The organism is Streptomyces sp. NPDC030862, assembly GCF_055571835.1.
Genome location: NZ_JBVIEN010000008.1, coordinates 369,346 through 392,622, shown reverse-complemented (window position 1 = coordinate 392,622; position 23,277 = coordinate 369,346). Strand labels below are relative to the sequence as shown.

23 protein-coding genes are annotated in these 23,277 nt (G+C 73.3%); 10 read left to right on the top strand and 13 right to left on the bottom strand.

Annotated features, from left to right (window positions below):
* Positions 1-68: 68 nt before the first annotated feature.
* A complete protein-coding gene (locus ACZ42X_RS23390; protein WP_468293292.1) occupies positions 69-1,703 on the bottom strand; it encodes a solute symporter family protein in 1,635 nt (544 codons plus the stop codon).
* Positions 1,700-2,068, bottom strand: a complete 369-nt coding sequence (locus ACZ42X_RS23385; RefSeq protein ID WP_468293289.1) for a DUF485 domain-containing protein — start codon at positions 2,066-2,068, stop codon at positions 1,700-1,702. Before ACZ42X_RS23385 ends, ACZ42X_RS23390 begins: the two co-directional genes overlap by 4 nt.
* A 240-nt stretch (positions 2,069-2,308) precedes the next feature.
* Between ACZ42X_RS23385 and ACZ42X_RS23380 the strand changes: the two genes are divergently transcribed.
* Both ACZ42X_RS23380 and ACZ42X_RS23375 read left to right on the top strand, forming a co-directional pair.
* Positions 2,309-3,898 (top strand): S8 family serine peptidase, encoded by a 1,590-nt coding sequence (locus ACZ42X_RS23380; RefSeq protein WP_468293286.1) that lies wholly within the window; start codon positions 2,309-2,311, stop codon positions 3,896-3,898.
* A gap of 51 nt (positions 3,899-3,949) precedes the next feature.
* Entirely contained in the window at positions 3,950-5,359 is a 1,410-nt protein-coding gene (locus ACZ42X_RS23375; protein ID WP_468293283.1) for a CoA transferase, read from the top strand.
* Here the strand turns inward: ACZ42X_RS23375 and ACZ42X_RS23370 are convergent.
* Both ACZ42X_RS23370 and ACZ42X_RS23365 read right to left on the bottom strand, forming a co-directional pair.
* Positions 5,260-6,039, bottom strand: coding sequence for a lysoplasmalogenase (locus tag ACZ42X_RS23370; RefSeq protein ID WP_468293280.1), 780 nt, complete (start codon positions 6,037-6,039; stop codon positions 5,260-5,262). The genes ACZ42X_RS23375 and ACZ42X_RS23370 overlap by 100 nt on opposite strands.
* Positions 6,036-6,914: a sterol desaturase family protein gene (locus ACZ42X_RS23365; RefSeq protein WP_468293277.1), complete on the bottom strand. Its 879-nt coding sequence runs from the start codon at positions 6,912-6,914 to the stop codon at positions 6,036-6,038. The genes ACZ42X_RS23370 and ACZ42X_RS23365 overlap by 4 nt, the downstream gene beginning before the upstream one ends.
* Before the next feature lie 159 nt (positions 6,915-7,073).
* On the opposite strand from ACZ42X_RS23365, the gene ACZ42X_RS23360 reads away from it, so the two are divergent.
* On the top strand, positions 7,074-10,169 hold the full coding sequence (locus ACZ42X_RS23360; protein ID WP_468293274.1) for an NACHT domain-containing protein: 3,096 nt from the start codon (positions 7,074-7,076) through the stop codon (positions 10,167-10,169).
* On the opposite strand, the gene ACZ42X_RS23355 is transcribed toward ACZ42X_RS23360, so the two are convergent.
* Positions 10,166-10,879 (bottom strand): VIT1/CCC1 transporter family protein, encoded by a 714-nt coding sequence (locus tag ACZ42X_RS23355; protein ID WP_468293271.1) that lies wholly within the window; start codon positions 10,877-10,879, stop codon positions 10,166-10,168. The genes ACZ42X_RS23360 and ACZ42X_RS23355 overlap by 4 nt on opposite strands.
* 219 nt (positions 10,880-11,098) lie before the next feature.
* Between ACZ42X_RS23355 and ACZ42X_RS23350 the strand changes: the two genes are divergently transcribed.
* From ACZ42X_RS23350 to ACZ42X_RS23325, 6 genes are all read left to right on the top strand, one after another.
* Positions 11,099-13,684, top strand: coding sequence for an MXAN_6230/SCO0854 family RING domain-containing protein (locus ACZ42X_RS23350; protein ID WP_468293269.1), 2,586 nt, complete (start codon positions 11,099-11,101; stop codon positions 13,682-13,684).
* A 121-nt stretch (positions 13,685-13,805) separates the two neighbouring features.
* On the top strand, positions 13,806-14,816 hold the full coding sequence (locus tag ACZ42X_RS23345) for a DEDDh family exonuclease (protein WP_468293266.1): 1,011 nt from the start codon (positions 13,806-13,808) through the stop codon (positions 14,814-14,816).
* Between the two features lie 54 nt (positions 14,817-14,870).
* Positions 14,871-15,107, top strand: coding sequence for a hypothetical protein (locus tag ACZ42X_RS23340; RefSeq protein WP_078887695.1), 237 nt, complete (start codon positions 14,871-14,873; stop codon positions 15,105-15,107).
* A gap of 61 nt (positions 15,108-15,168) precedes the next feature.
* Entirely contained in the window at positions 15,169-16,017 is an 849-nt protein-coding gene (locus ACZ42X_RS23335; protein WP_468293263.1) for an SURF1 family cytochrome oxidase biogenesis protein, read from the top strand.
* Positions 16,018-16,096: 79 nt separating this feature from the next.
* Positions 16,097-17,887, top strand: a complete 1,791-nt coding sequence (locus ACZ42X_RS23330) for a glycoside hydrolase family 15 protein (protein ID WP_468293260.1) — start codon at positions 16,097-16,099, stop codon at positions 17,885-17,887.
* 5 nt (positions 17,888-17,892) lie between these two features.
* The gene (locus ACZ42X_RS23325; RefSeq protein ID WP_468293257.1) at positions 17,893-18,648 is read left to right on the top strand and encodes an SDR family oxidoreductase; all 756 of its coding nucleotides are present in this window, start codon (positions 17,893-17,895) and stop codon (positions 18,646-18,648) included.
* Positions 18,649-18,663: 15 nt separating this feature from the next.
* Here the strand turns inward: ACZ42X_RS23325 and amaP are convergent, their stop codons facing one another.
* The 5 genes from amaP to ACZ42X_RS23300 are packed head-to-tail and all read right to left on the bottom strand — an operon-like array spanning position 18,664 to position 20,902.
* A complete protein-coding gene (gene amaP / locus ACZ42X_RS23320; protein WP_468293255.1) occupies positions 18,664-19,242 on the bottom strand; it encodes an alkaline shock response membrane anchor protein AmaP in 579 nt (192 codons plus the stop codon).
* 6 nt (positions 19,243-19,248) lie between these two features.
* Entirely contained in the window at positions 19,249-19,791 is a 543-nt protein-coding gene (locus tag ACZ42X_RS23315) for a DUF6286 domain-containing protein (protein ID WP_468293253.1), read from the bottom strand.
* The gene (locus tag ACZ42X_RS23310; RefSeq protein ID WP_361415008.1) at positions 19,788-20,156 is read right to left on the bottom strand and encodes an Asp23/Gls24 family envelope stress response protein; all 369 of its coding nucleotides are present in this window, start codon (positions 20,154-20,156) and stop codon (positions 19,788-19,790) included. Before ACZ42X_RS23310 ends, ACZ42X_RS23315 begins: the two co-directional genes overlap by 4 nt.
* 4 nt (positions 20,157-20,160) lie before the next feature.
* Positions 20,161-20,352 carry a hypothetical protein gene (locus ACZ42X_RS23305; RefSeq protein WP_468293249.1) on the bottom strand — a complete coding sequence of 64 codons (192 nt, stop codon included), beginning with the start codon at positions 20,350-20,352 and terminating at the stop codon, positions 20,161-20,163.
* A 34-nt stretch (positions 20,353-20,386) separates the two neighbouring features.
* Entirely contained in the window at positions 20,387-20,902 is a 516-nt protein-coding gene (locus tag ACZ42X_RS23300) for an Asp23/Gls24 family envelope stress response protein (protein WP_468293246.1), read from the bottom strand.
* Between the two features lie 93 nt (positions 20,903-20,995).
* On the opposite strand from ACZ42X_RS23300, the gene ACZ42X_RS23295 reads away from it, so the two are divergent.
* Entirely contained in the window at positions 20,996-21,715 is a 720-nt protein-coding gene (locus tag ACZ42X_RS23295; RefSeq protein WP_468293243.1) for a hypothetical protein, read from the top strand.
* A 78-nt stretch (positions 21,716-21,793) separates the two neighbouring features.
* Here ACZ42X_RS23295 and ACZ42X_RS23290 read toward each other — a convergent pair whose 3' ends face one another.
* From ACZ42X_RS23290 to ACZ42X_RS23280, 3 genes are all read right to left on the bottom strand, one after another.
* Entirely contained in the window at positions 21,794-22,045 is a 252-nt protein-coding gene (locus ACZ42X_RS23290; protein WP_468293240.1) for a hypothetical protein, read from the bottom strand.
* Positions 22,046-22,053: 8 nt separating this feature from the next.
* A complete protein-coding gene (locus ACZ42X_RS23285; protein WP_468293238.1) occupies positions 22,054-22,854 on the bottom strand; it encodes an enoyl-CoA hydratase/isomerase family protein in 801 nt (266 codons plus the stop codon).
* Positions 22,855-23,016: 162 nt separating this feature from the next.
* Positions 23,017-23,238 (bottom strand): helix-turn-helix domain-containing protein, encoded by a 222-nt coding sequence (locus ACZ42X_RS23280; protein ID WP_254751967.1) that lies wholly within the window; start codon positions 23,236-23,238, stop codon positions 23,017-23,019.
* Positions 23,239-23,277: the final 39 nt, after the last annotated feature.

Genomic DNA, 23,277 nt, shown 5'->3' with positions numbered 1-23,277 from the left:
GGAGCGGCGGGGCCGCGTCGTAGGGACCTACGACGCGGCCCGCCCGCCCGTTTCGTACGGTGTCCGGGTCAGTGCGCTCCGACACCGGTGAGGGACTTGACCTCGAGTTCCGCGTACTTGCCCTTGTCCGGCTCCTCCTTGGAGAGCAGGGAGCCGAGCCAGCCGAGGAGGAAGCCCAGCGGGATGGAGATCAGGCCGGGGTTCTCCAGCGGGAACCAGGCGAAGTCGGCGTCCGGGAACATCGAACTCGGCTTGCCCGACACGACCGGCGAGAAGAGCACCAGCGCGACGGACGCGGCCAGGCCGCCGTAGATCGACCACAGGGCGCCCTGGGTGGTGAACCGCTTCCAGAAGAGGCTGTAGAGGATCGTCGGCAGGTTGGCGGAGGCCGCGACGGCGAAGGCGAGGGCGACGAGCCCGGCCACGTTCAGGTCGCGGGCGAGGGCGCCGAGGGCGATGGAGACGATGCCGATGAAGACGGTCGCCCAGCGGGCCGCGCGGACCTCCTCCTTCTCGGTGGCCTGCCCCTTGCGGATCACGCTGGCGTAGATGTCGTGCGCGAAGGACGAGGACGAGGCGAGGGTCAGCCCGGCGACGACGGCGAGGATGGTGGCGAAGGCGACCGCGGAGATCACGGCGAGGAGGATGGCGCCGCCCGCCGAGTCGACGCCGCCGATGTGCAGGGCGAGCAGCGGGGCCGCGGTGTTCCCCGCCTTGTTGGACGCCGTGATGTCGGCGGGCCCGACGATGGCCGCGGCGCCGAAGCCGAGGGCGATGGTCATCAGGTAGAAGGCGCCGATGATGCCGATGGCCCAGTTGACGGACTTCCGGGCCGCCTTGGCGGTGGGCACGGTGTAGAAGCGGATCAGGATGTGCGGCAGTCCGGCGGTGCCGAGGACGAGCGCGATGCCCAGCGAGATGAAGTCGAGCTTGGACGTCCCCGTGGCGCCGTACTTGAGGCCGGGCTCCAGGAAGGCGGCGCCCTTGCCGCTGTTCTCGGCGGCCTTGCCGAGCAGGTCGGAGATGTTGAAGTTGAACTTCCACAGCACCAGCAGGGTGATGAGCAGGGTGCCCGCGATGAGCAGGACGGCCTTGACCATCTGCACCCAGGTGGTGCCCTTCATGCCGCCGATGGTGACGTACACGATCATCAGCAGGCCGACGAGGGCGACGATCGCGATCTTGCCGCCGTCCGAGGTGATGCCGAGCAGCAGGGAGACGAGCACACCCGCGCCGGCCATCTGGGCCAGCAGGTAGAAGATCGAGACGACGATGGTCGAGGTGCCGGCCGCGGTGCGGACGGGCCGCTGGCGCATCCGGTACGCCAGCACGTCGCCCATGGTGAAGCGGCCGGAGTTGCGCAGCGGCTCGGCCACCAGGAGCAGGGCGACGAGCCAGGCGACCAGGAAGCCGATGGAGTAGAGGAAGCCGTCGTAGCCGAAGAGGGCGATGGCTCCGGCGATGCCGAGGAACGACGCGGCGGACATGTAGTCGCCGGAGATGGCCAGGCCGTTCTGGAAGCCGGTGAACTGCCGCCCGCCCGCGTAGAAGTCGGCGGCGCTCTTGGTCTGGCGGCCGGCCCAGACGGTGATGCAGAGGGTGGCGACGACGAAGCACGCGAAGAGCGTGACGATCAGCGGCCGGTGCTCCGAGGCGTCGCCGGCTCCGGCCGCGAGCAGGACGGTGGGGTGAGCGGCACTCATGCGTCGGCCTCCATACGGGTCTTGATGGCTTCCGCCTTGGGGTCGAGCTTTTCGGCCGCGTGCCGCGAGTAGAACCAGGCGATGAGGAACGTGGTGACGAACTGGGCGAGGCCCAGGACGAGCGCCACGTTGATGTTGCCGAAGAGCTTGGTGCCCATGAAGCCGCCCGCGTAGTTGGACAGCAGCACGTACAGCAGGTACCAGGCGATGAAGGCGATGGTCAGGGGGAAGGCGAAGGAGCGGTACGTGCGGCGTAGTTCGCCGAATTCAGCACTCCCCTGCACCTCGACGAACGACTCGGTCGTGGGCTGGACAGGGCTGGTGTCCGTACCGCCCTGAGGGGGCGGCGGTGCATCGGTAGCCACGAAAAACTCCTCGCGACGCGGATGGGCTGGGCAGGGACGGAAAGGACCTCACGGTTCTCCCTGTCAACGTCACGGGGAGCCGGGCGAAGCGGTTCACCTCCAGCCGTTTTTTCCTCGTGCGGTCGCCCGGATCGGCCAACTCGTTGCTGCGCCGGGATGATCGGCGCTAGCTTCGCTCGTCATGTACCCGCCCACACCTCACCCGGTGTGGGCGGCCGTCACGGATGATGTGGAGAACCCATGGCTCATCTGGGATCCGGGCGCGTGCGGCGTCGCGCCGCCCTGCCCGCCGGACTGGCGCTCACGGCGTCACTCGGCCTGCTGCTGCCGGCGGGCGCGGCGTCGGCCGCACCGGCACCGGCACCGGTCGCCCCCGCGCAGGCCGCCACAGCGGCCGGAACGGCGGTCGGCCCGGCGGTCGGCCCGGCGATGTCGTACGTCGTCAATGTGACGGGCGGCCAGCCCACCGCCACGGCGGTGAAGCGCGCGATAGCCGCGGCCGGCGGCAGGGTGGTCATCGCGTACGACCAGATCGGCGTCATCATCGTCCACGCGAGCAACCCGCGCTTCGCGGCGGAGCTCCGCGCGGTGCCGGGCGTGGAATCGGCCGGTGCGACGCGGACCGCTCCGCTGGCGGCCCAGACCAGCGACGACGTCGCGGGGGACCAGCCGCTGACCGTCCTTGAGGCGCGGGCGGCGACGGCGCGGGCGGCCACCTCGACGGCCGACGACGATCCGCTGCAGCCGCTGCAGTGGGACCTGCCCGCCATCAAGGCGGACAAGGCCCACCTCAAGACGCTGGGCAGCCGCGCCGTGACCGTCGCGGTGCTCGACTCGGGGGTCGACGACACGCACCCGGACATCGCGCCGAACTTCGACCGCGCGGCGTCGGCGAGCTGCCTCGGCGGCGTACCGGTGCAGAAGGACAACGCCTGGCGGCCGGCCGCCGAGGAGAGCGACCACGGCATGCACGTGGCGGGCACCATCGCGGCGGCGAAGAACGGGATCGGCGTCACCGGGATCGCGCCGGGGGTGAAGGTCTCCAGCCTCAAGGTGGCGGAGCCGGACAGCGGCCTGTACTACACGGAGGCGGTCGTCTGCGGCTTCGTGTGGGCGGCGGAGCACGGCGTCGACGTGACCAACAACAGCTATTACACGGACCCCTGGCTGTTCAACTGCACGACGGACCCCGACCAGAAGGCGCTCGTGGAGGCCGTCACGCGCGCGTCCCGGTACGCGGAGCGCAAGGGCGTGGTGAACGTGGCCGCGGCCGGCAACGCGCGGATGGACCTGGCGTCCGAGACCCTGACCGACAAGACCAGCCCGAACGACACCACCCCGGTCGTACGGACCGTCAACACGCGTGAGTGCTTCGACATCCCGTCCCAGCTGCCGGGCATCGTGACCGTCTCGGCCACGGGCGCACAGGGGCTGAAGTCCTCGTACTCCAACTACGGCCTCGGCGTCGTGGACATCGCGGCGCCGGGCGGCGACTCGACGGCGTACCAGCCGCCCCAGGCGCCGGCCACCAAGGGCGGGATCCTGTCCACCACGTTCCGCGGCGGCCACACGTACGCCTACAAGTCCGGTACGTCCATGGCGTCGCCGCACGTCGCGGGTGTCGCGGCGCTGGTCAAGTCCGTACGGCCGCATGCCACGCCGGCCGAGGTGAAGGCGCTGCTGTACGCGCGGGCCGACGCCATGCCGTGCACCGTTCCGTACGACATCGACAAGAACGGCACGGTCGACGCGGTGTGCGAGGGCGGTGAGCGGCGGAACGGGTTCTACGGCGTCGGCATGGTCGACGCCCTGGACGCGGTGCGCCGCTAGGCCGCGCGGTAAGACCTTCCCTGAGGTGGCACCCAGTGCCATAGTGGCGGTATGGAGTCGACCCTTTCCACCGCCACGGCGTCCGTTTGGGTGGCACTGGGTGCCGACGCCGCCCTCCTGGGCCGCGTCGCGTACGGCGGCCCGTCCGGTGGGCTGCCCGCGCGGCTGCCGGTCATGGAACTGGCCCGTGCGACGGTGGCGGCCTGCGCGCTGGCGGCCGCCGAGCTTGGCGCGGTCCGTACAGGGCAGCCCGTGCCGCGCGTACAGGTGGACGACGGGGCGGTCGCGACGGCCTTCCGCAGCGACCGCCTCGTACGGCTGGACGGGCGCCCCTGGGAGGGGTTCGCGCCGCTGTCGCGGTTCTGGCGGGCTGCGGACGGATGGGTCCGGACGCACGCCAACTATCCGCACCACCGGGCCCGGCTGCTCGCCGCGCTCGGCCTGCCGGGCGGCGCCGGGCCGGACGCCGTCGCGGCCGCGATCGCCGAGCGCCCGGCCGTGGCCGTGGAGGACGCCGTGTACGCGGCGGGCGGGCTCGCCGTCGCCGTACGCGGCTCCGCCGCGTGGGCGGCACACGAACAGGGCGCCCTGGTGGCGCGGCAGCCGCTGCTGACGCTGGAGCGCCTCGGTGACGCCCCGGCGCGGGTGCCCGGGGCGCGCACGCTGCCGGGGCTCGTGCGCGGTGAGGCTCCGTTGCCGTGCGCCGGCGTGCGGGTGCTGGATCTCACGCGTGTGCTCGCGGGGCCGGTCGCCACGCGCACGCTGGCGCTGCTGGGCGCGGACGTGCTGCGGGTGGACGCCCCGCAGCTGCCGGAGACCCCGGAGGCGCACAACGACACGGGGATGGGCAAGCGGTCGACGGCCCTGGACCTGGGGCGGGGAGCGGACCGGCGGGCGTTCGAGGAGCTGCTGGCGGACACCGATGTGGTGGTCACCGGCTACCGGCCGGGCGCGCTGGACCGGTTCGGGCTCTCGCCCGAGGCGCTCGACGAGCGCCGCCCGGGTCTGGTGGTCGCGCAGCTGTCGGCGTGGGGCCGGTACGGCCCGTGGGGCGGGCGGCGCGGCTTCGACAGCCTGGTCCAGGCGGCGACGGGCATCGCCCTGCTGGAGGGCTCCGCGGAGGAGCCGGGCGCCCTCCCCGTCCAGGCCCTGGACCACGGCACGGGCTATCTGCTCGCCGCCGCCGTCCTGCGTGCGCTGACCGAGCAGCACAGGGCAGGCGGGACCCGCCTGGCCCGGCTGGCGCTGACGCAGACCGCGCACTGGCTGACGCACGGCCTCGCCAAGGGCCCGGAGGGCGGCGGCCCGTACGACCCGGAGCGGTGGCTGACGGAACGGGACAGCCCCCTGGGACGGCTGCGCTACGCGCGCTCGCCCGTGTCGTACGAAGGGGGCCCGGCGGACTGGGCACGGCCGCCCGCGCCGCTGGGTACGGACCGTGCGGAGTGGCTCGGTCCCTGACCGGCTGTCCAGAGCACCCCCTGGACCAGCAGGTACTGGGCCGCCGTGTAGGTGGCCATGATCCAGAAGTCGGGGACGGGCGGCTGCGGCCAGTCGGCGACCCCGGCGGCGATGAGCGTGTCCGAGAGCAGGAACAGCGCCCCGCCCGCCCCGGCGGCGAGACCCAGCCCGCTGGCGCGGTACGCCATGGCCGTGAGCAGCGCCGCATACCCGGCGACCGGAACCCTCAGGTCGGCGGGCAGGCCGGGCCAGAGGAGGACGACCGTGACGACGAGAGCGGCACCGTAGACGGCCCCCAGAGCCGGGGACGTACGGGCACGGCGGAACAGGAACAGGTAACACACGTGTCCGGCGGCGAAGGAGCCCATGCCGACGAGGAAGGTCCACTCCGCGTCGGACAGCAGGAACACGTCACCGCCCCAGCCGAAGAGCAGGGCGGCGAGCAGGGGCCGGGGTACGCGCCCCGGCGGGCGGCTCGCCACCGCGGACGCCGCGGACACCGCGGACACCGCGGACACCGCGGACACCGCGTACGCCGCGAGCAGCGGCATGAGCAGCGGCTTCGCGATCCGGTGCCCGGTGTCGGACCCGGCCAGCAGGGCGGCCAGGTCCGCGGCGACGGCCACCACGAAGGCGAGGAGCAGCACCCGGGCGACCGGTCCCCTGGGGGTCGGGGTCACGCGGTGCGCTCCGGGACCTGGCGCTCGACCCGCGCGTCGAGCGCCGCCGGCTGCCAGCCGGGCCCGCGGAAGATCCGCCCCGCCCGCTCGCGCCAGCTCCGGGCGGCACGCAGGTCACGGGCGATGGCCGCGTACTCGTGGGTGGCGACGCGCAGCGGGTTGTACGTGTGGATGTTCTTGGTGAGCCCGTAGACGGGCCGCTCCGTCTCCGCGACGAAGGAGCCGAACATCCGGTCCCACAGGATGAGGATCCCGCCGAAGTTCCGGTCCAGGTAGCCGCCCTGGGAGGCGTGGTGGACGCGGTGGTGGGAGGGGGTGTTGAAGACGTACTCGACGGGGCGGGGCAGCTTCCCGATCCGTTCGGTGTGGACCCAGAACTGGTAGACGAGGTTGGCGGAGTAGCAGAAGAAGACCGCCGCCGGGTGCACGCCGAGGGCCACCATCGGCAGGAAGAAGGGCCACACCGTGAGCGAGGTCCAGGGCTGGCGCAGCGCGGTGGTGAGGTTGAACTTCCGGCTGGAGTGGTGGACGACGTGGCAGGCCCACAGGATCCGGATGACGTGGTGGCCGCGGTGGGACCAGTAGTAGAGGAAGTCCTGCGCGAGCAGCATCAGCGGAACGGTCCACCACAGGACGGGGACACGCAGCGGCGTGAGCTCGTAGACGGCGGTGAAGAGGGCGAGGGCCGGGATCTTCCACAGCAGGTCGAAGACGATGCTGCCGAGGCCCATGCCGATGCTCGTGGCGGCGTCCTTCACCTCGTACCCGGCGGCGTCCTCGTCGGGATGCAGTCGGTAGCTGACCATTTCGAGGACGGTGAGCAGGACGAACGCGGGGATGGACCACAGCACGACATCGGGCAGGTTCGGCGGCATGCGAGCACCGTAGAGCGGGGGATCGTGGCGCGGCTAGAGGTGGTTACCGACAAGTATGCGAGACGACTTGTCAGCGGGCTTTGGCGACTTCCGCCAAGAGCGGCGGCGTACGATCCGGTGGCAGGGGCAGCGTGAGGGGGATCAATCGCCGTGCAGGGTATGGAACTTGCGGTCGCTCGTCTCGCCGGTACGGTGCTGGGCGCGGTCGCGCGGTCGCTGGTCGCCCCCAGGGCGGGCGCGGGGCTGGTGGACCGCCCCGTGCGCCCCCTCCCCCGCCCGGCGAAACCGGACCGGCTGGCACGGGTCCTGTCCGAGCGGCTCACCGCGCCGTACGGTTCCCTTCCCGAGCACGAACGGCTGGCGGCGGTCGACTCCGTACGGGACACCTTCGCGGCCGCCGGGGAGATCGACGCGGAACGCCTCTTCCGGCTCGACCTGGAGCCGGGGCGGCTGGCCGGTGAGCTGTGCGCGCCGGCGGCCGGGCTGAGCACGCGCGCGCTCGACCTGTACGAGGAGCTGCTCGCGCTGTGCTGCGCGCACTTGGTGGAGCAGCTGACGGCGCACCCGTCGTTCCCGGCCCGCGCGGCGGTCGAACAAACCCGTGCGGCCGGTCGCACCCGAGCCCTGGTGGAGGACCTGGCCACCGCCCCGCACCGCCGCCGGGACGCGGCGGCGGCGGAGTTCGAGGAGCGGTACGCGACGTACGTGACGGAGACGTACGGGCGGCTGGAGCTGTTCGGGCTGACCCTCGGACGGTCGGCGAGCGAGTGGCCGCTGGACACGGCCTACATCAGCCTCACGGTGAGCGACACGGGCGGCGTGGAGCGGCGCGACGCCATGGACCTGCCGCACGCGGGCCGGGGCGCCGTCACGGCCGAGCAGGCGCTCGCCGAGTCGGACCGGGTCCTGTTGCGCGGCCCGGCGGGCTCCGGCAAGTCCACGCTCGTGCAGTGGCTCGCGCTCAACGCGGCCCGGCGCACCTTCCCCGCCGAGCTGGCCGACTGGAACCGGTGCGTGCCGTTCGTCCTGCGGCTGCGCGCCTTCACCTCGGCGGAGGCCCTGCCCCTCCCGGACGACTTCCTGCGGGCGGCGGGCGTCCCGCTGCACGGCTCGGCGCCCGGGGGGTGGGTGGAGTCGCTGCTGTCGTCCGGGCGGGCCCTGGTGCTGGTCGACGGTGTCGACGAGGTACCGGCCCGGCTGCGCGGCCGTACCGTGGCGTGGCTGAAGTCGCTGATCGCCGCCTTCCCAGAGGCGCGGTACGTGGTGACCACGCGGCCGTCCGCCGTACCGGAGGACTGGCTCGCCACCCAGGGCTTCACGGCCCGCTCGCTGCTGCCGATGGACCGCGAGGACATCCGGGCCTTCGTCGCGCACTGGCACGCCTCGGCTCGGCTGGAGAGCCCCGGGGAGGCGGAACTCCTCGACACGTACGAGCAGTCGCTCCTCCAAGCCGTCACGACCCGCCGGGACCTCGGGCGGCTGGCCACCAACCCCCTGATGTGCGCGCTGCTGTGCGCCCTCAACCGCGACCGGCGCATGCACCTTCCGCGCGCCCGCAAGGAGCTGTACGACGCGGCGCTCGACATGCTGCTCGTACGGCGTGACATGGAGCGCGAGATCGGCTGCGTGGAGGGCGTGGCCCTGTCCCGCGAGGAGCAGACCGCGCTGCTCCAGCGCCTGGCGTACTGGCTGGTCCGCAACGGGCAGGCGGAGGCGGCGCGCGCGGAGGCCGTCGAGATGGTGGGCGAGTGGCTCACCGCGATGCCCCAGGTGACCGCCGGCCCGGACGCCGTCTTCGCCCACCTGCTGATCCGCAGCGGCCTGTTGCGCGAGCCGGTGCCGGGCTCCGTCGACTTCGTCCACCGCACGTTCCAGGACTACCTGGGCGCCAAGGCGGCGGTGGAGTCGCGGGACTTCGGCGTGCTGGTGCGCCACGCGGACGACGACCAGTGGGACGACGTCGTCCGCATGGCCGTGGGCCACGCGCGCGTGGAGGAGCGCGCGCGTCTGCTGCGGCAGCTGCTCAAGCGCGCCGACCGCGCGCCCCGGCTCCGCCACCGCCTGGTCCTCCTGGCCGCGGCCTGCCTGGAGCACGCGCCGGAGCTGGACCCGGCGGTGCGGGCGGAGGTGGAGACCCGCGCGAGGGAGCTTGTGCCACCGCGCTCGCTCGCGGACGCGGAGGAGCTGGCCAAGGTGGGCGAGCTGGTGCTGGAGCTGCTGCCGGGGCCGGAGGGGCTGGAGGAGGAGGCGGCTGCGGCGGTGGTGCGGACGGCGGGGCTGGTGGGTGGGGATGCAGCGATGGAGGTACTAGCACGGTTCCGGAAGGACAAGCGGTTTCGGGTCGCGGACGAGGTATCCGAAGCGTGGGTGCGCTTCGACGCCGAGACGTACGCGCGGCGGGTGCTGAGCTCAACGGTATGGGCATCCACATACCTGAATGTGCGCACCCCAGAGCAATTCGCGGCCTTGCGCCATGCTCCTGAAGCGACGTATGTCTCTGTGGAGGGGCCACACACCGACCTCGGACCGCTGCTGACGCTCATAGCGCCAAAGTTCGTGTACGTGCACAACAACCCGATCCTCACCGACCTCGGACCGCTGGAACACATTCCTTCCCTACGACTGCTCTCCCTGGAAAGGTGCAGTGCTCTGACGGACCTGGTTCCGCTCACTGGGAGCGACCTCGAACGGCTTTATCTCTTCGAGGCAGCGCCGGGCCTCTCTCTGGACGCGCTGCGCGGTATGAAGAGGCTGCAGCACTTAGCCTTGGATTTCCCGTGCCGTGTCAATCGCGTGGCACAGTTGCCGATAGGGCCTCAGCTCTCAGAACTCGCCTTGTACCGGGACAGCAGACATCTACACCTCGACGACATCAGCCAGTGGCCACGCCTGCGCTGGCTGTCGCTGGCAAGCGACAGGCAACGCGACGAGTTGCTGGCGCAGCAGTCCCTCCCCGAGCTGCACTTCCTCCGCCTGCAGTGGCAGACCGAACTCGACCTCCGATCGCTCGTTCCGCTGGGCGGGCTCACCGAACTCACCCTGTACCGATGCGCGCTGGTCGGAGGCCTGGAGCCGCTGCGTGACCTTCCCGACCTCACCTCTCTCTGGCTGTCGTACTGCCGTGGCCACGACGGCCCCATCGACCTCCGCCCCCTCCTCGACCTGGAGGAACTGACCATCACCCTGTCAGGCAACACGCCCACCATCGGCGAAGACCTCTTCCCGCCCGGCCGCATCACCCGCCGCCACGACTAAACCCCCGCCGCCCCCAGCAGCGACCCCGCCCCGTACGTCACCGCCATCGCCAGCGCGCCCCCGCCCACCACCCGGAGGACCGCCGGGCGCACCGGGGCGTCGCCGAGGCGGGCGCTAGACCAGCCGGTGAGGGTGAGGGCCGCGAGGACCGAGAGGACCGTGACGGGGAGGCGCAGGGGCGCGGGGGGCAGGACGATGGCGAGGAGCGGGAGCAGGGCTCCGACCGTGAAGGCGAGGAAGCTCGCTCCGGCCGCGTGCCAGGGGTTGGTCAGCTCGTCGGGGTCGATGCCCAGCTCCACGCGCGCGTGGGCGCGCAGGGCGTCGCGTTCCGTGAGTTGTTCGGCGGCCTCGCGGGCGACGTCGCGGCTCAGACCGCGGGCCGCCAGGAGGTCGGTGAGTTCGTCGAGTTCGGCGCCCGGCTGCTCGCGCAGTTCGCGCTTCTCCTGGGCCAGGGCGGCCTTCTCGGAGTCGCGCTGCGTGGAGACGGAGACGTACTCCCCCACCGCCATGGACATGGAGCCGGCCAGCAGGCCCGCGAGGCCGGCCGTGAGGAGTGTGGCGCGGTCATCGGTGGCGCCGGCGACGCCGACGACGAGTCCGGCGGTGGAGACGACGCCGTCGTTGGCTCCGAGGACGGCGGCGCGCAGCCAGTTGAGGCGGGTGCCGAGCGCGCCGGCGTGCGCCTCGTCGTGGGGTGGTGCATCGGTCACCCGGTGAGGGTCTCACCCGCGTGGGCCGGATGCCCGTCGGCGGCCCCGTTAATTGGGTGGCGGCCTCGTACGGGCGTTCCCTAGAGTCCGTGCTCGCGGGGACGGCTCCGCACGCGTGCTTCCTTCTCCTTCTTAACCTAAAGAATCCGTGTAGCGCGCTCACTCTCCGTCCCCGCTTCACACTCTTCTGCCCGTAACCGGGTTCCCAGGGGGATCTGTTTGTCCGCGCTGTCGTCCGTACTGCTCCGCCGTCTCCGTACGGTCTACGTCGGTGGGGCCGGGCCCCGCCCCGGGGACGGGCCGACGACCGAAGGGCTCGTCGCCCTGGAGGCCGAGCTCCTGGACCGCGGATTCACACCGACGGCGCGCCTGCGGGCCGCGCTCGCGTGGCTGGGGCCGGCCGGGCTCGCGGAGGCGGGCAAGGAGCTGCTGGGCCGGCTGGACGCCGAGCTGGGGTCGGATCGCACCCATATGCCGTTGTTCCGCAATTTCCCGGTCTCCGTTCCGGACGACACCGACCGGCTCTATGTGGACCGGGTCTTCGCGCTGCTGCTCCAGTGGCCCGCCCAGCCGTGCGTGCTGTGCGGCACGGTCGGCGGTGTCGAGCCCGTCTCGCCCTGCGCGCATCTGGTGTGCCGGGCCTGCTGGGACGGCGCCGACTACGCCGGCTGCCCCCTCTGCCACCGCCGCATCGACCCGGCGGACCCGTTCCTGAAGCCGGCCGCACGGCCGCACCGCACGCCCGGAGCGTCGCCCGGCGGCCCGCTGTGCCCGCTCGACCTGGGCACCGACCCGTCCGCCGACGCCGCCAAGGCGCTGGGCGCGCTGCTGGCCCGCCGTACGCCGCTGCCGCCGCAGGACCGTGACGACCTGAAGGTGCTCCTGGCGTACGCGCCGCCCGCGCTGGACTGGCTGCCCGAGGACGTTCCCGTACGGGAGACCAAGGCGCTCGTCCTGGGTTCGCTGCTGCTCGACCCGCGCACGCGGGAGGCCGTACGCCCCCTGCTGGACGAGCGGCTGACCACCGCGACCGACGTGCTGCGGCTGCTCGCCGTCTGGTCGGGCGGCGAGCCGGACCTGCTGGAGCGGCACCGCTTCCGGTCCCTGCCGCGCGGCCTGCGCCGGCAGCTGCTCGCCGTCCTGGACGGGCTGGCCGCCGAGTCGCTGGTCGAGGACGTGCTGCGGTACCCGGGGCCGTGGAAGCGTGCCGCCGAGGTCCTCCACCCGTATGAGCGGCACGGCGACCACCCGAAGGCGGCCCTCGCCTTCGCGGTGCTGCGCGGGACCGACACCGCGGCCGTCTCCGCCTCCCTCGGCGAGGCGCTGCGGCGCACGGCGGCCGAGCACCCGCGTGCGGTGCGGATCGCCGGCACGCGCATCAGGGCGAACACCTGGTCCGGCCGGGTCGAGGAGGCCCTGCGCGCCCGGGACCGCTCCACGGCCCTCGCCCTGCTCCTCCAGCGGCCCGGAGAGCTGCTGCGTCGCCTGGACCACCTGCTGCGCCTGGACGGCGAGGCCGGCGCGAGCCTGACGGACGCAGAGGCCCGGGCGCTGATGGAGGTCCTCCCGGGTGCGGGTCCCGGCCCGCTGCTGGCCGCGCTCGGACGCCTGCGGGGACGTCACCTGCCCGCCGAGCGGAGGGTGTTCTTCCCGCGCGGCCGGGTGACCCACGCGTACACGCTCGAGGACACGCGCGCGCCGCTGCCCGCCGCCGTCACCGAGCGGGTGTGCGGCCTGCTGGAGGCGGAGGTGCTGCGCCGGCTGTCCACCGCCTCCCGCTTCCGGCTGGCCGTGCTCGACGCGGGCCTGTCCGGGCTTGCCGTCCCCTCCGCCGAGGGGGCCGCCGCCAAGGCCCTGGTGTCGGTTCCGCGCGGCAGCACGCAGCAGCTGCCGGAGGGCGAGGTGCTGCGGCTGTTCCTGCACTGGACGCAGCCCCGGGGGACGCGGGTCGACCTGGACCTGTCGGTCGCGCTGTACGACGCGGAGTGGGCGTACCTCGGCCTGTGCGACTACACCCGCCTGGTGTACGGGCGCAGGGCCGCTGTCCACTCCGGCGACCTGACGTCCGCGCCGGCGCCGTACGGGGCGACGGAGTACGTCGACCTGGACCTGGACGGGCTCAGGGCGGCGGGCGTGCGGTTCGTGCTGCCCCTCGTCTTCAGCTACAACAACATCCCCTTCGACCAACTCGCCGACGCGTTCGCCGGTTTCATGTCGCTGCCGTCGAAGGAGGCCAGGAGCGCGCGGTACGACCCCAAGACGGTGCGCCAGCGCTACGACCTGGTGGGCGAGTCCAGGATCCATGTGCCGATGCTGGTCGACCTGGAGCGGGGCGCCTTCCTGTGGACGGATCTGCACCTGCCGCCGTCCGAGGGGTATCACAGCGTCGCGCGGCACAGCCGCGACCTGGGCCGGATCGGGAAGGACCTGTTCCAGTACTTCTCGGCCGGGCGTACGACCCTGTGGGACCTGGCCGTGTGGCACGCGGCCGCACGGGCGGAGGAGACCGCCGTCCTGCGCGACGGGGAACTGGTCTACTTCACCCGGCACGTCGGCGAGACCCTCGGCTCGTACGCCCGGCGTATCCGCACGAACCGGGCACCGGACGCGCGGCGGGCCGGGGAGGATCCGGTGGCATCGGCCGCCCGGGCGGCGGCCGGGAGGCATGTCCTGCTGGCCCTGCTGGACGGCTCGGTGGCACCCGAACGGGCGTCGGGCACGGTGTACCGGTTGCTGCCGGGCGCCGTCGACGGCTGCGGCCTGGAACAGGCGGCGGCCGGGGACCTGCTCGCGGCTCTCGGCTGAACCACTCCCAACTGCCGTCGTCGGCAGGGGGACAGCGCCTCGGGGCGTCAACACGGCGGGCCGAAGGGGCGTGCACGGGGGATGCCGGGGGCGGCGTTGTCAGTGGCGGCCTCTATTCTCAGTGACCATGCTCGACGACCGCACGACAGCAGCAGCGTGGCCGACCGCCTACCCCCAAGAGGGGTACGCGGTCGTCGACGTGGAGACCACCGGCCTCGCCCGCGACGACCGGATAGTGTCGGCTGCCGTCTACCGGCTCGACGCGCAGGGCAACGTCGAGGACCACTGGTACACGCTGGTCAACCCGGAGCGGGATCCGGGCCCGGTGTGGATCCACGGTCTGACGACCAGCGTGCTGGAGGGGGCGCCGCTCTTCGCCGACATCGTCGCGGAGTTCTCGCGGCGGCTCGACGGCCGGGTGCTCGTCGCGCACAACGCCATGTTCGACTGGTCGATGATCGCCCGGGAGTACGCGCGCGCCGAGCACACCGCACCCGTACGCCGGCGGCTGTGCACCATCGCGCTCGCCAAGGAGCTGGCGCTCCCTCTGCCCAACCTCAAGCTGGAGTCCCTCGCCGCGCACTTCGGCGTCGTCCAACAGCGCGCGCACAACGCGCTGGACGACGCGCGCGTGCTGGCGGAGGCGTTCCGCCCCAGCCTGCACGCGGCGGCCGAGCGGGGCGTACGGCTGCCGCTGCTGGAGTGCCGTCCGCTGACGGAGTGGGCGCCGTCGCCGTCCGTGCCGATGCCGCGCGCCGGGCAGCAGGCCACGTCGTCGTACCGCGCGAACAGCTGGCGGCCGTCGCGGAAGCGGCCTGCGTGCCCGTACCCGAACCCGGGGCGTTACGAAGCGGACAAACCACTCAAGCAGGGGATGCGTGTTGCCTTTTCGGGCGATACGTCCGTCGAGCGAGAGCTGCTGGAGGACCGCGCGATCGAGGCGGGCCTGCATGTGGCCACCAGCGTGTCGCGGCTGACGAGCCTGCTCGTCACCAACGACCCGGACGCGGCGACCTCCAAGACGGTCAAGGCGAAGTCCTTCGGCACGCCGATCGTCGACGAGGCGGCGTTCACCCATCTGCTCCGCGACGTGGCCCCGGCCGAGGCCTCGAAGGACTCAGCAGACGAGTGACGGTCCGGGCGTTGCGCCGCCCCTTCCCCGGACGTACACCGCACCCTGTGGCGCATGGCACGTTGTGAGGTCTGCGGAAACGACTACGGGATGTCCTTCGAGGTGCACGCGCAGGGCGCGGTGCACGTCTTCGACTGCTTCGCCTGCGCCATCCACCGCATGGCGCCCATCTGCGAGCACTGCCGGGTCCAGATCATCGGTCAGGGCGTCGAGGTCGACGGCCAGTGGTTCTGCGGCGGGCACTGCGCCCGTGCGGAGAAGGGCCAGGTGGGCATCGTCGACAAAGTGTGACGCACCCCCCATCCCGCACCCCCCTCGGTGCACCCCATGGCGCCGGTTGTACCGTCGTGGGGTGTACCGCTTCCTGTTGTCCCGGCAGTGGGTGATCCTCACCCTCCTCGCCCTCGTCCTCATCCCCGTGATGATCGAGCTGGGCTTCTGGCAGTTCCACCGGCACGAGCACCGGGTCGCCCAGAACGCCCTGATCGCGGACAACCTCCGGGCCGAGCCCGTCCCCGTGGCGGAGCTCACCTCCCCCGGGCACACCGTCCCGCGCGCCGACTACTGGCGCCAGGTGACCGCCACCGGCACCTTCGACACCGCGCACGAGGTCGTCGTACGCCGCCGGACCAACGCCGACGACAAGGTCGGCTTCTTCGTCCTGACCCCCTTCCTCCTCACCGACGGCCGCGTGGTCCTGGTGAACCGGGGCTGGGTCCCCGCCGCCGACGACCAGGCCGCCTTCCCGGAGGTGCCGCCCGCCCCCAAGGGCGAGGTGACCGTCACAGGCCGCCTCAAGGCCGACGAGTCGACCGGCGCCAGCGGCATCAAGGACCTCAGCGGCCTGCCGCCCCGCCAGGTGATGCTGATCAACAGCGAGCAGCAGGCCCAGCGCCTCGGGCGCGAGGTGCTCGGCGGCTACCTGGAGCAGACGGAGCCGCAGCCCTCCGGTGACCTCCCGGAGCTGATCCCGGAGCCGGACCACGACTCCATCGGGGCGCACATGGCGTACGCCGTGCAGTGGTGGCTCTTCGCCGCGGGTGTCCCGGTCGGCTGGGTGGTGCTGGTGCGCCGCGAGAAGCGCGACCTCGCGGCGGCGGCAGAGGCGGCGGCCGCAGCGGACGCAGCGGACGCGGACCCGCACGCGACGGACGCGGACGCGGCCGAGACCGCCGGGGCCACCGCGCCGTCCGCCCCCTGACACCCGCCCCGGCCCCCGGCCCCCGGCACTCCGCGATGCGCCCTGCTTAACCGAACGCCGGTGCGGGAACACGCCTGGGGTGACGCAACGCATCGAGGACTACGCCCTCATCGGGGATCTCCAGACCGCCGCGCTGGTGGGCAAGGACGGCTCCATCGACTGGCTGTGCCTGCCCCGCTTCGACTCGTCGGCCTGTTTCGCGGCCCTGCTCGGCGATGAGAACAACGGCCACTGGCGGATCGCGCCCAAGGACGCGACGGTGTGCACGCGCCGGGGCTACCTGACCGACTCGCTCATCCTGGAGACGGTCTGGGAGACCCGCACCGGCACCGTCCGGGTCCTCGACTTCATGCCGCAGCGCGACCAGGCGCCCGACGTCGTACGGATCGTCGAAGGCGTCAGCGGCGCGGTCGAGATGGCGGGCGTGCTGCGGCTGCGCTTCGACCACGGGTCGATCGTGCCGTGGGTGCGCCGCTTGGACGGGCACCGGGTGGCGGTCGCCGGCCCCGACTCCGTATGGCTGCGCAGCGAACCCGAGGTCAGGACGTGGGGGCAGCAGTACAGCACCTGCTCGTCCTTCACCGTCCGCCCGGGCGAGAAGGTGGCGTTCGTGCTGACGTGGCACCCTTCGCACCAGCCGCGCCCGCCACTGGTCGACCCGTACGAGGCGCTGGAACACACGCTCGAGGACTGGAAGGCGTGGGCGGCGCAGTGCGTGTACGAGGGGCCGTACCGGGAGGCGGTGCTGCGCTCGCTCATCACGCTGAAGGCGCTGACGTACGCCCCGACGGGCGGGATCGTGGCCGCGCCGACGACCTCGCTGCCGGAGGAGATCGGCGGCGTACGCAACTGGGACTACCGCTACTGCTGGCTGCGCGACTCGACGCTCACGCTGGGCGCGCTGCTGTCCGCCGGGTACCTGGAGGAGGCGTCGGCGTGGCGGGACTGGTTGCTGCGGGCGGTGGCGGGTGACCCGGCGGACCTTCAGATCATGTACGGGCTGGCGGGCGAGCGGCGGCTGCCGGAGACGGAGCTGCCGTGGCTGCGCGGCTACGCCGGATCGCGCCCGGTGCGGATCGGCAACGCCGCGGTGCACCAGCTCCAGCTCGACGTGTACGGCGAGGTCATGGACTCCCTCTACCTGGCGCGCGAGGCGGGTCTGCAGGCGGAGCCGTACGCGTGGAACCTCCAGCTCAGCCTGCTGAACTTCCTGGAGTCGGCGTGGCGGCGGCCGGACGAGGGGCTGTGGGAGGTGCGCGGGCCGCGCCGCCACTTCGTGCACTCGAAGGTGATGGCGTGGGTCGCCGCCGACCGGGCCGTGCGGACGCTGGAGGAGCACCCCGTCCTGCGCGGTGACGCGACCCGGTGGCGCGCGATGCGGGACGAGATCCACCGGGAGGTGTGCGAGAAGGGCTACGACGCCGACCGGAACACCTTCACGCAGTCGTACGGTTCGCGGGAGCTGGACGCGGCGACGCTGCTGATCCCGCGCGTCGGCTTCCTGCCGCCGGACGATCCGCGGGTGGTGGGGACGGTGGACGCGGTACGGCGGGAGCTCAGCCACGACGGCTTCATCCGCCGGTACAGCACCGAGGGGGTGGCGGTCGACGGCCTGCCGGGCGACGAGGGGACGTTCCTCGCGTGCTCCTTCTGGCTGGCGGACGCGCTGCGCATGACGGGCCGGAACAAGGAGGCGCGCGAGCTGTTCGAGCGGCTGCTCGCGCTGCGCAACGACGTGGGTCTGCTGGCGGAGGAGTACGACCCGTCGTCGCGGCGGCAGCTGGGCAACTTCCCGCAGGCGTTCAGCCACGTCGGACTCGTCGGGACCGCTCTGGCGCTGGCGCAGGAGGAGGCGGGCGGAGCAGGATAGGGCGCATGGATCTTGGACTGAAGGACCGTGTGTACGTCGTGACGGGCGCGTCACGGGGCCTGGGCAACGCGTCGGCGCGGGCGCTGGTGGCGGACGGCGCGAGGGTCGTGCTCTCGTCGCGCGACGAGAAGGCGGTTGCGGAGGCGGCGGCCGAACTGGGGCCCGGCGCCGTGGGCGTCGCGGCGGACAACGCCGACCCGGCGGCCGCGGAGCGCCTGATCGACACCGCCCGGACGCGTTTCGGCCGCTTCGACGGCATCCTGATCAGCGTGGGCGGGCCGCCGCCCGGCTCGGCGGCGGACAACACCGACGAGCAGTGGCGGGCGGCGTTCGACGCGGTGTTCCTGGGCGCGGTGCGGATGGCCCGCGCCGCGGCGGCGGCCCTGGGCGAGGGCGGCGTCATCGGCTTCGTGCTCTCCGGCTCGGTGCACGAGCCGATCACCGGCCTGACGATCTCCAACGGCCTGCGCCCGGGGCTGGCCGGCTTCGCCAAGTCCCTCGCCAACGAGGTGGGGCCGCGCGGCGTCCGCGTCGTCGGCCTGCTGCCCTCCCGCATCGACACCGACCGCGTCCGCGAACTGGACGCCCTGTCGGGCGACCCGGCTGCGGCGCGCGCGGCGAACGAGGCGAACATCCCGCTGCGCAGGTACGGCACCCCGGAGGAGTTCGGCAACACCGCCGCCTTCCTGCTCTCGCCGGCCGCCTCGTACCTGACCGGCGTCATGCTGCCGGTCGACGGGGGCGCGCGGCACGGGTTCTGACGTTCGGGCCCGGTGTCAGTTCACCCGGCGCGGAGCCTGCTTGACGGCGCGCAGGCGGGCCTCCGCCGGGAGGGCCGCCAGGCGCGCCGAGGCGCGGGCGCGGGCGAGGGTTCCGGCGGTGAGCTCCCGGAGCGTGTCGGCCGGGGAGGCGTGGGGTTCCAGGAGGAGGGAGACGCGGGCGGCCGGGGCCGTGCGGCGCCCGGTGAGCCGTACCCGGGCGCGGGCCACGCCGTCCAGGGTCTCCGCCTCGGACTCGACCGCGCCTTCCAGCGCCCGGCCGCGCAGCACCGCGCCCTCCCCGTCGCCCGTGTCGACGAGCACCTCGGCCAGCCGACGCTGCCTCAGCTGCGCCAGCAGCCACACCAGCGCCAGCAGTACCAGGGCGGCGAGCACCGCGACGATGACGGCCCACCGCCACTCGCCCCGTCCGCGCCGGGCCTCGCTGAGCAGGACCGCGTCGGGGCCGTGCCACGGCCACCAGGACGGTACGCCCAGGTCGAGCCCGGCCGCGAGGACGGCGCCGCCCGCGCAGAGCAGCAGCAGACCGGCGAGGCCGACCAGGACACGGTTGACGGCACGGAGCACTCCGGCCACCTCCTCTCACCGCCTCTTCGCCGGGCGCCTGACGCGTACGGACAGCGCCGGCGGCCGCTTGAGGCCGAGTTCGTCGATCCCGTCGTCCAGCGCCGCGCGCACGTCGTCCCGTACGTCGTCGAGGTCGCGGAAGTGCGACACGGCACGCACCGCGACCGCACGCCGGCGCGCGCGTACCCGTACGGAGCGCACGCCCGGAACGGCCTGCGCCCGGTCGCGCAGCACGAGCGCCACCGCCTCCCGGTCGAGCCCGGCCCGCACGGGCACGGCGTCGCGGCGCATCGGCAGCACCCGGCGCAGGCCGGGCGTGACCGCCAGCACGAGCAGCCACAGCCCCAGCGCCATCGCGGCCCCGGCGCCCACGAGCACCCACACGTCGTCCAGGGGGCGGCGGTCCAGTTCGTCGAGGAGCACCCGCCGCCAGCGCATGCCGGGCCGCCCGGCCCGTACCGCCGCGACGTCGTACAGCAGCAGGCCCGCGCCGCCGAGGACCACGAGCGCGACGAGGGCGGCGGGGACGCGCCGTACGGACCAGAAGCGCCCGTTCACGCGAGCCTCCCGCGGGTGCGCTGCGGTGAGTGGAGCCGTTCGACCTGGACCGCCACCTCCGGCACGCTCATGCCGGCGAGGGCTTCGACCCGCCGGGTGACGTGGCGGCGCACGGCCCCGCACTGGGCGCCGATGTCGGAGGGGTAGCCGAGTTCCAGGCTGATCCGGATGCGCGCGCTGTCCCGGTGTACGACGACCGACGCGTGCGGCGGCCCGCCGCCTTCCGGTACGCCGCCCTCGGGGGCGTCGTCGAGGGCTTCGCGCGCCGCCCGCGCGGCGATCTTCGCGACGACGCGGTCGGCGATGACGGTCGCGCCGCGCTCGGGTGCCCGGACACCGGTGGCCGCCGCGGTTTCCCCCGCCACGGCGTCACCGCCGCCGGTCGTCGCGGTCGCGGCCCCGGAAGAGGTCCCCGGGCTCCAGGTCTCCGTCGAGGAACCGCCCCACCACGAAGCCGACCGCGCCCAACGCGGCGACCAGCAAAAACGCGCCGAAGCCGCCGAAGTAACCGGCGAACCCGAGTCCCATCCCGGCCAGCAGGCCGACCACCGCCATGCTCATCCTGCGCTCCTTCGTGGTCCGTGGACCCCCTGGACTACTGGATCCGGGTCTCGGGCTCCTCTTCCTCCTCGTCGGGGAGCTTCACATCGCTGACGGCGATGTTGACCTCGACGACCTCGAGGCCGGTCATCCGCTCCACCGCCGAGATGACGTTCTCCCGGACGTCCCGCGCGACCTCGATGATCGAGACGCCGTACTCCACGACGATCTCCAGGTCGAGCGCCGTCTGGACCTCGCCGACCTCGGCCTTCACGCCGCGCGTCACACCGGCCCGGCCGCCGCCCGGGACCCGGTCGCGCACCGAGCCGAAGGTGCGCGAGGCCGCGCTGCCCATGTCGTGGACGCCGTCGACGTCCCGGGCCGCGAGACCGGCGATCTTCATGACCACGCCGTCGGCGATGGTGGTGCGGCCGCGCGAGCCCGGGTCGGCGCCCGCGCCGACGGTGCGCCGCGTAGCCGAGCTCCTGCGGGCTTCCTCGGCCGCCGGTTCCCTGATCTGCCCGGCCTTCGCCGCCTGGGCCGCTTGCGAGGTCTGTGAGGTGTCGCTCATCACCGTTCATCCCTTCCAGGCGGGTTTGCGCCCCGTTGACCACATTAAGGGCGGTTGCCCGGTTTCGCGCCGGGGATGCGGCAGGCTGGAGGAATGACGACGGCTGAGGGATGGGCCACGACGGTACGCAGTCGACTGAGCCTGGGGCGACTGCTCCCCCTGGGCAGCCCGGCGGACGGGGCCTGGCTGGCGGAACGGGCGGCGGACGGGGTGCTGCGCGGGGCGGCCCGGCGGGTGCCGGGCGTGTCACCCGGCCGGCTGCGCATCGATCTCGCGGAACCGGACGCGGCCCCGGAGCCGGCGCTCCCGTTCCCCCGGCCGCCGGGCGCCCTGCCGCCGGGGCCGCTGCGGCTCTCGGCGGACTTCGCGGCGGCCGACGGCGTCGGCGTACCGCTTCCGGAGCTCGCCGCCGGGCTGCGTACGGCCCTGTTCGCGGCGTGCGAGGAGCGGCTGGGGCTGGTGGTGACGGAGGTGGACCTGCGGGTGACGGCACTGCTGGACGGTCCCGCGCCCGCCCCGGAAGCGGAACCGCCCGCACCCCCCGTGGAGGAGGCGGGCGCGGTCGACCTGTCCGACGCGGTGGCCGCCGCCGCGGCGGCCGTACCGGGGGTGCGGCGGCTGACGACGGTGCTGGGCCCGTCCGTGCACCGGGCGGCCGACCACCTCCGTATCGAGGTGGCGACCGCGCCGGACCACCGCGCGCTGGACGTGGCACGGGCGGTCCGGGCAGCGGTCGGCGCGGCGGCACCGGTGACCGTGCTGATCACGGACGTCGCCGCGGGGGGACATGCCCCGAGCAGGCCGGCGCCCTGACCGGAATGGCCCCACCGGCCCGCGGAGGGCCCGGCACGACGCCTCGCCGCCGCGCCGCTCGGGCGGTGGGTCGTCAGCTCACCAGGCAGGGCGGATCGGTCCCGGCGGCGTCAGTCGTGTCAGGTCGGCGACGAGTTCGCCGAAGCGCGCCTCGCCCAGTGCTTCCCGCCACGGCGCGACGGCGGCCCGGGCCGCCTGGTCGGCGGCGCGCGTGGCGGCCCAGCCCGTCTCGGTCAGCCCCAGGAGGCGGGCGCGGGCATCGCGCGGGTGCGGATGCCGCACCACGTAGCCCTTGCCGACCGGATCCGGCGCACGTACGCGGTGCCCCACCGCCAGGACTAGTCGGCGAGGCCCGCCAGGTCGCGCAGGCGCCGGGCCTGGGCGGCGCGCTCCGCGACGCGCTGCTCCTCGTACGTACGCTCCTGCGCACCCCGCAGCAGCGCCTTCGTCTCGACGACGGCGTCGCGCGGGGCCGCCAGCAGCGCCGCCGCCAGGTCGCGTACGGCACCGTCGAGCTCCTCGACGGGCACGACCAGGTTCGCGAGACCGATGCGCTCGGCCTCGGCGGCCTGGACGAAGCGGCCCGTGGCGCAGATCTCCAGCGCGCGGGCGTAGCCGACCGCCGCGACCAGCGGGTGCGTGCCCGTCAGGTCGGGGACCAGGCCGAGGCTCGTCTCGCGCATGGCGAACTGCACGTCCTGCGCGACGACCCGCAGGTCGCAGGCGAGCGCGAGCTGGAACCCGGCGCCGATGGCGTGCCCCTGGACGGCCGCGATCGACACGATGTCGTTGCGGCGCCACCAGGTGAACGCCTCCTGGTACTCGGCGATGACGGCGTCGAGCTCCTCGTCCGAGCCGCGGGCCAGATCCAGGAAGGACGGCTCGCCCTCGAAGCCCTCGGGCGTGAACGCCTGCCGGTCGAGCCCCGCGGAGAAGGACTTGCCTTCGCCGCGCAGGACGACGACCCGCACGCTGCCCGGCAGCGACCGCCCGGCCTCCACCAGCGCCCGCCACAGGGCGGGCGACTGCGCGTTGCGCTTGGCCGGATGGGCGAGCGTCACCGTGGCGACGGCATCCTCGACGGTGAGCCGTACGCCATCCTTGTCGAACACTTCGAGGACTGGGTCGAGCGAGGTCATGGGGCGCCTCCGGATCCGGTGCGGCGGCTGTGCAGCCGATGACAAGCCATCAAGTGACTGCACAGTAACCACCCGGCCGACACGCCGGTCGACCGGGTGGCCCTGCCGGATCCCTTGGGCCGGATGAGCCCGCTCGGACGGCGAGTGCCGACGCGGAGACCGTCAGGCCGAAGGGGCCTTCTTGCCTCGCGTAGCTCCGCCGCGTCCCCGCAGCGACACTCCGGACTCACTGAGCATCCGGTGGACGAACCCATAGGACCGGCCGGTCTCTTCGGCCAGTGCCCGGATGCTCGCACCGGAGTCGTACTTCTTCTTCAGGTCTGCCGCGAGCTTTTCGCGCGCGGCGCCGGTCACCCGGCTGCCCTTCTTCAGAGTCTCGGCCACCCGTGCCTCCTCATGGGAAGTGCGCCTCTGGACTCTCAT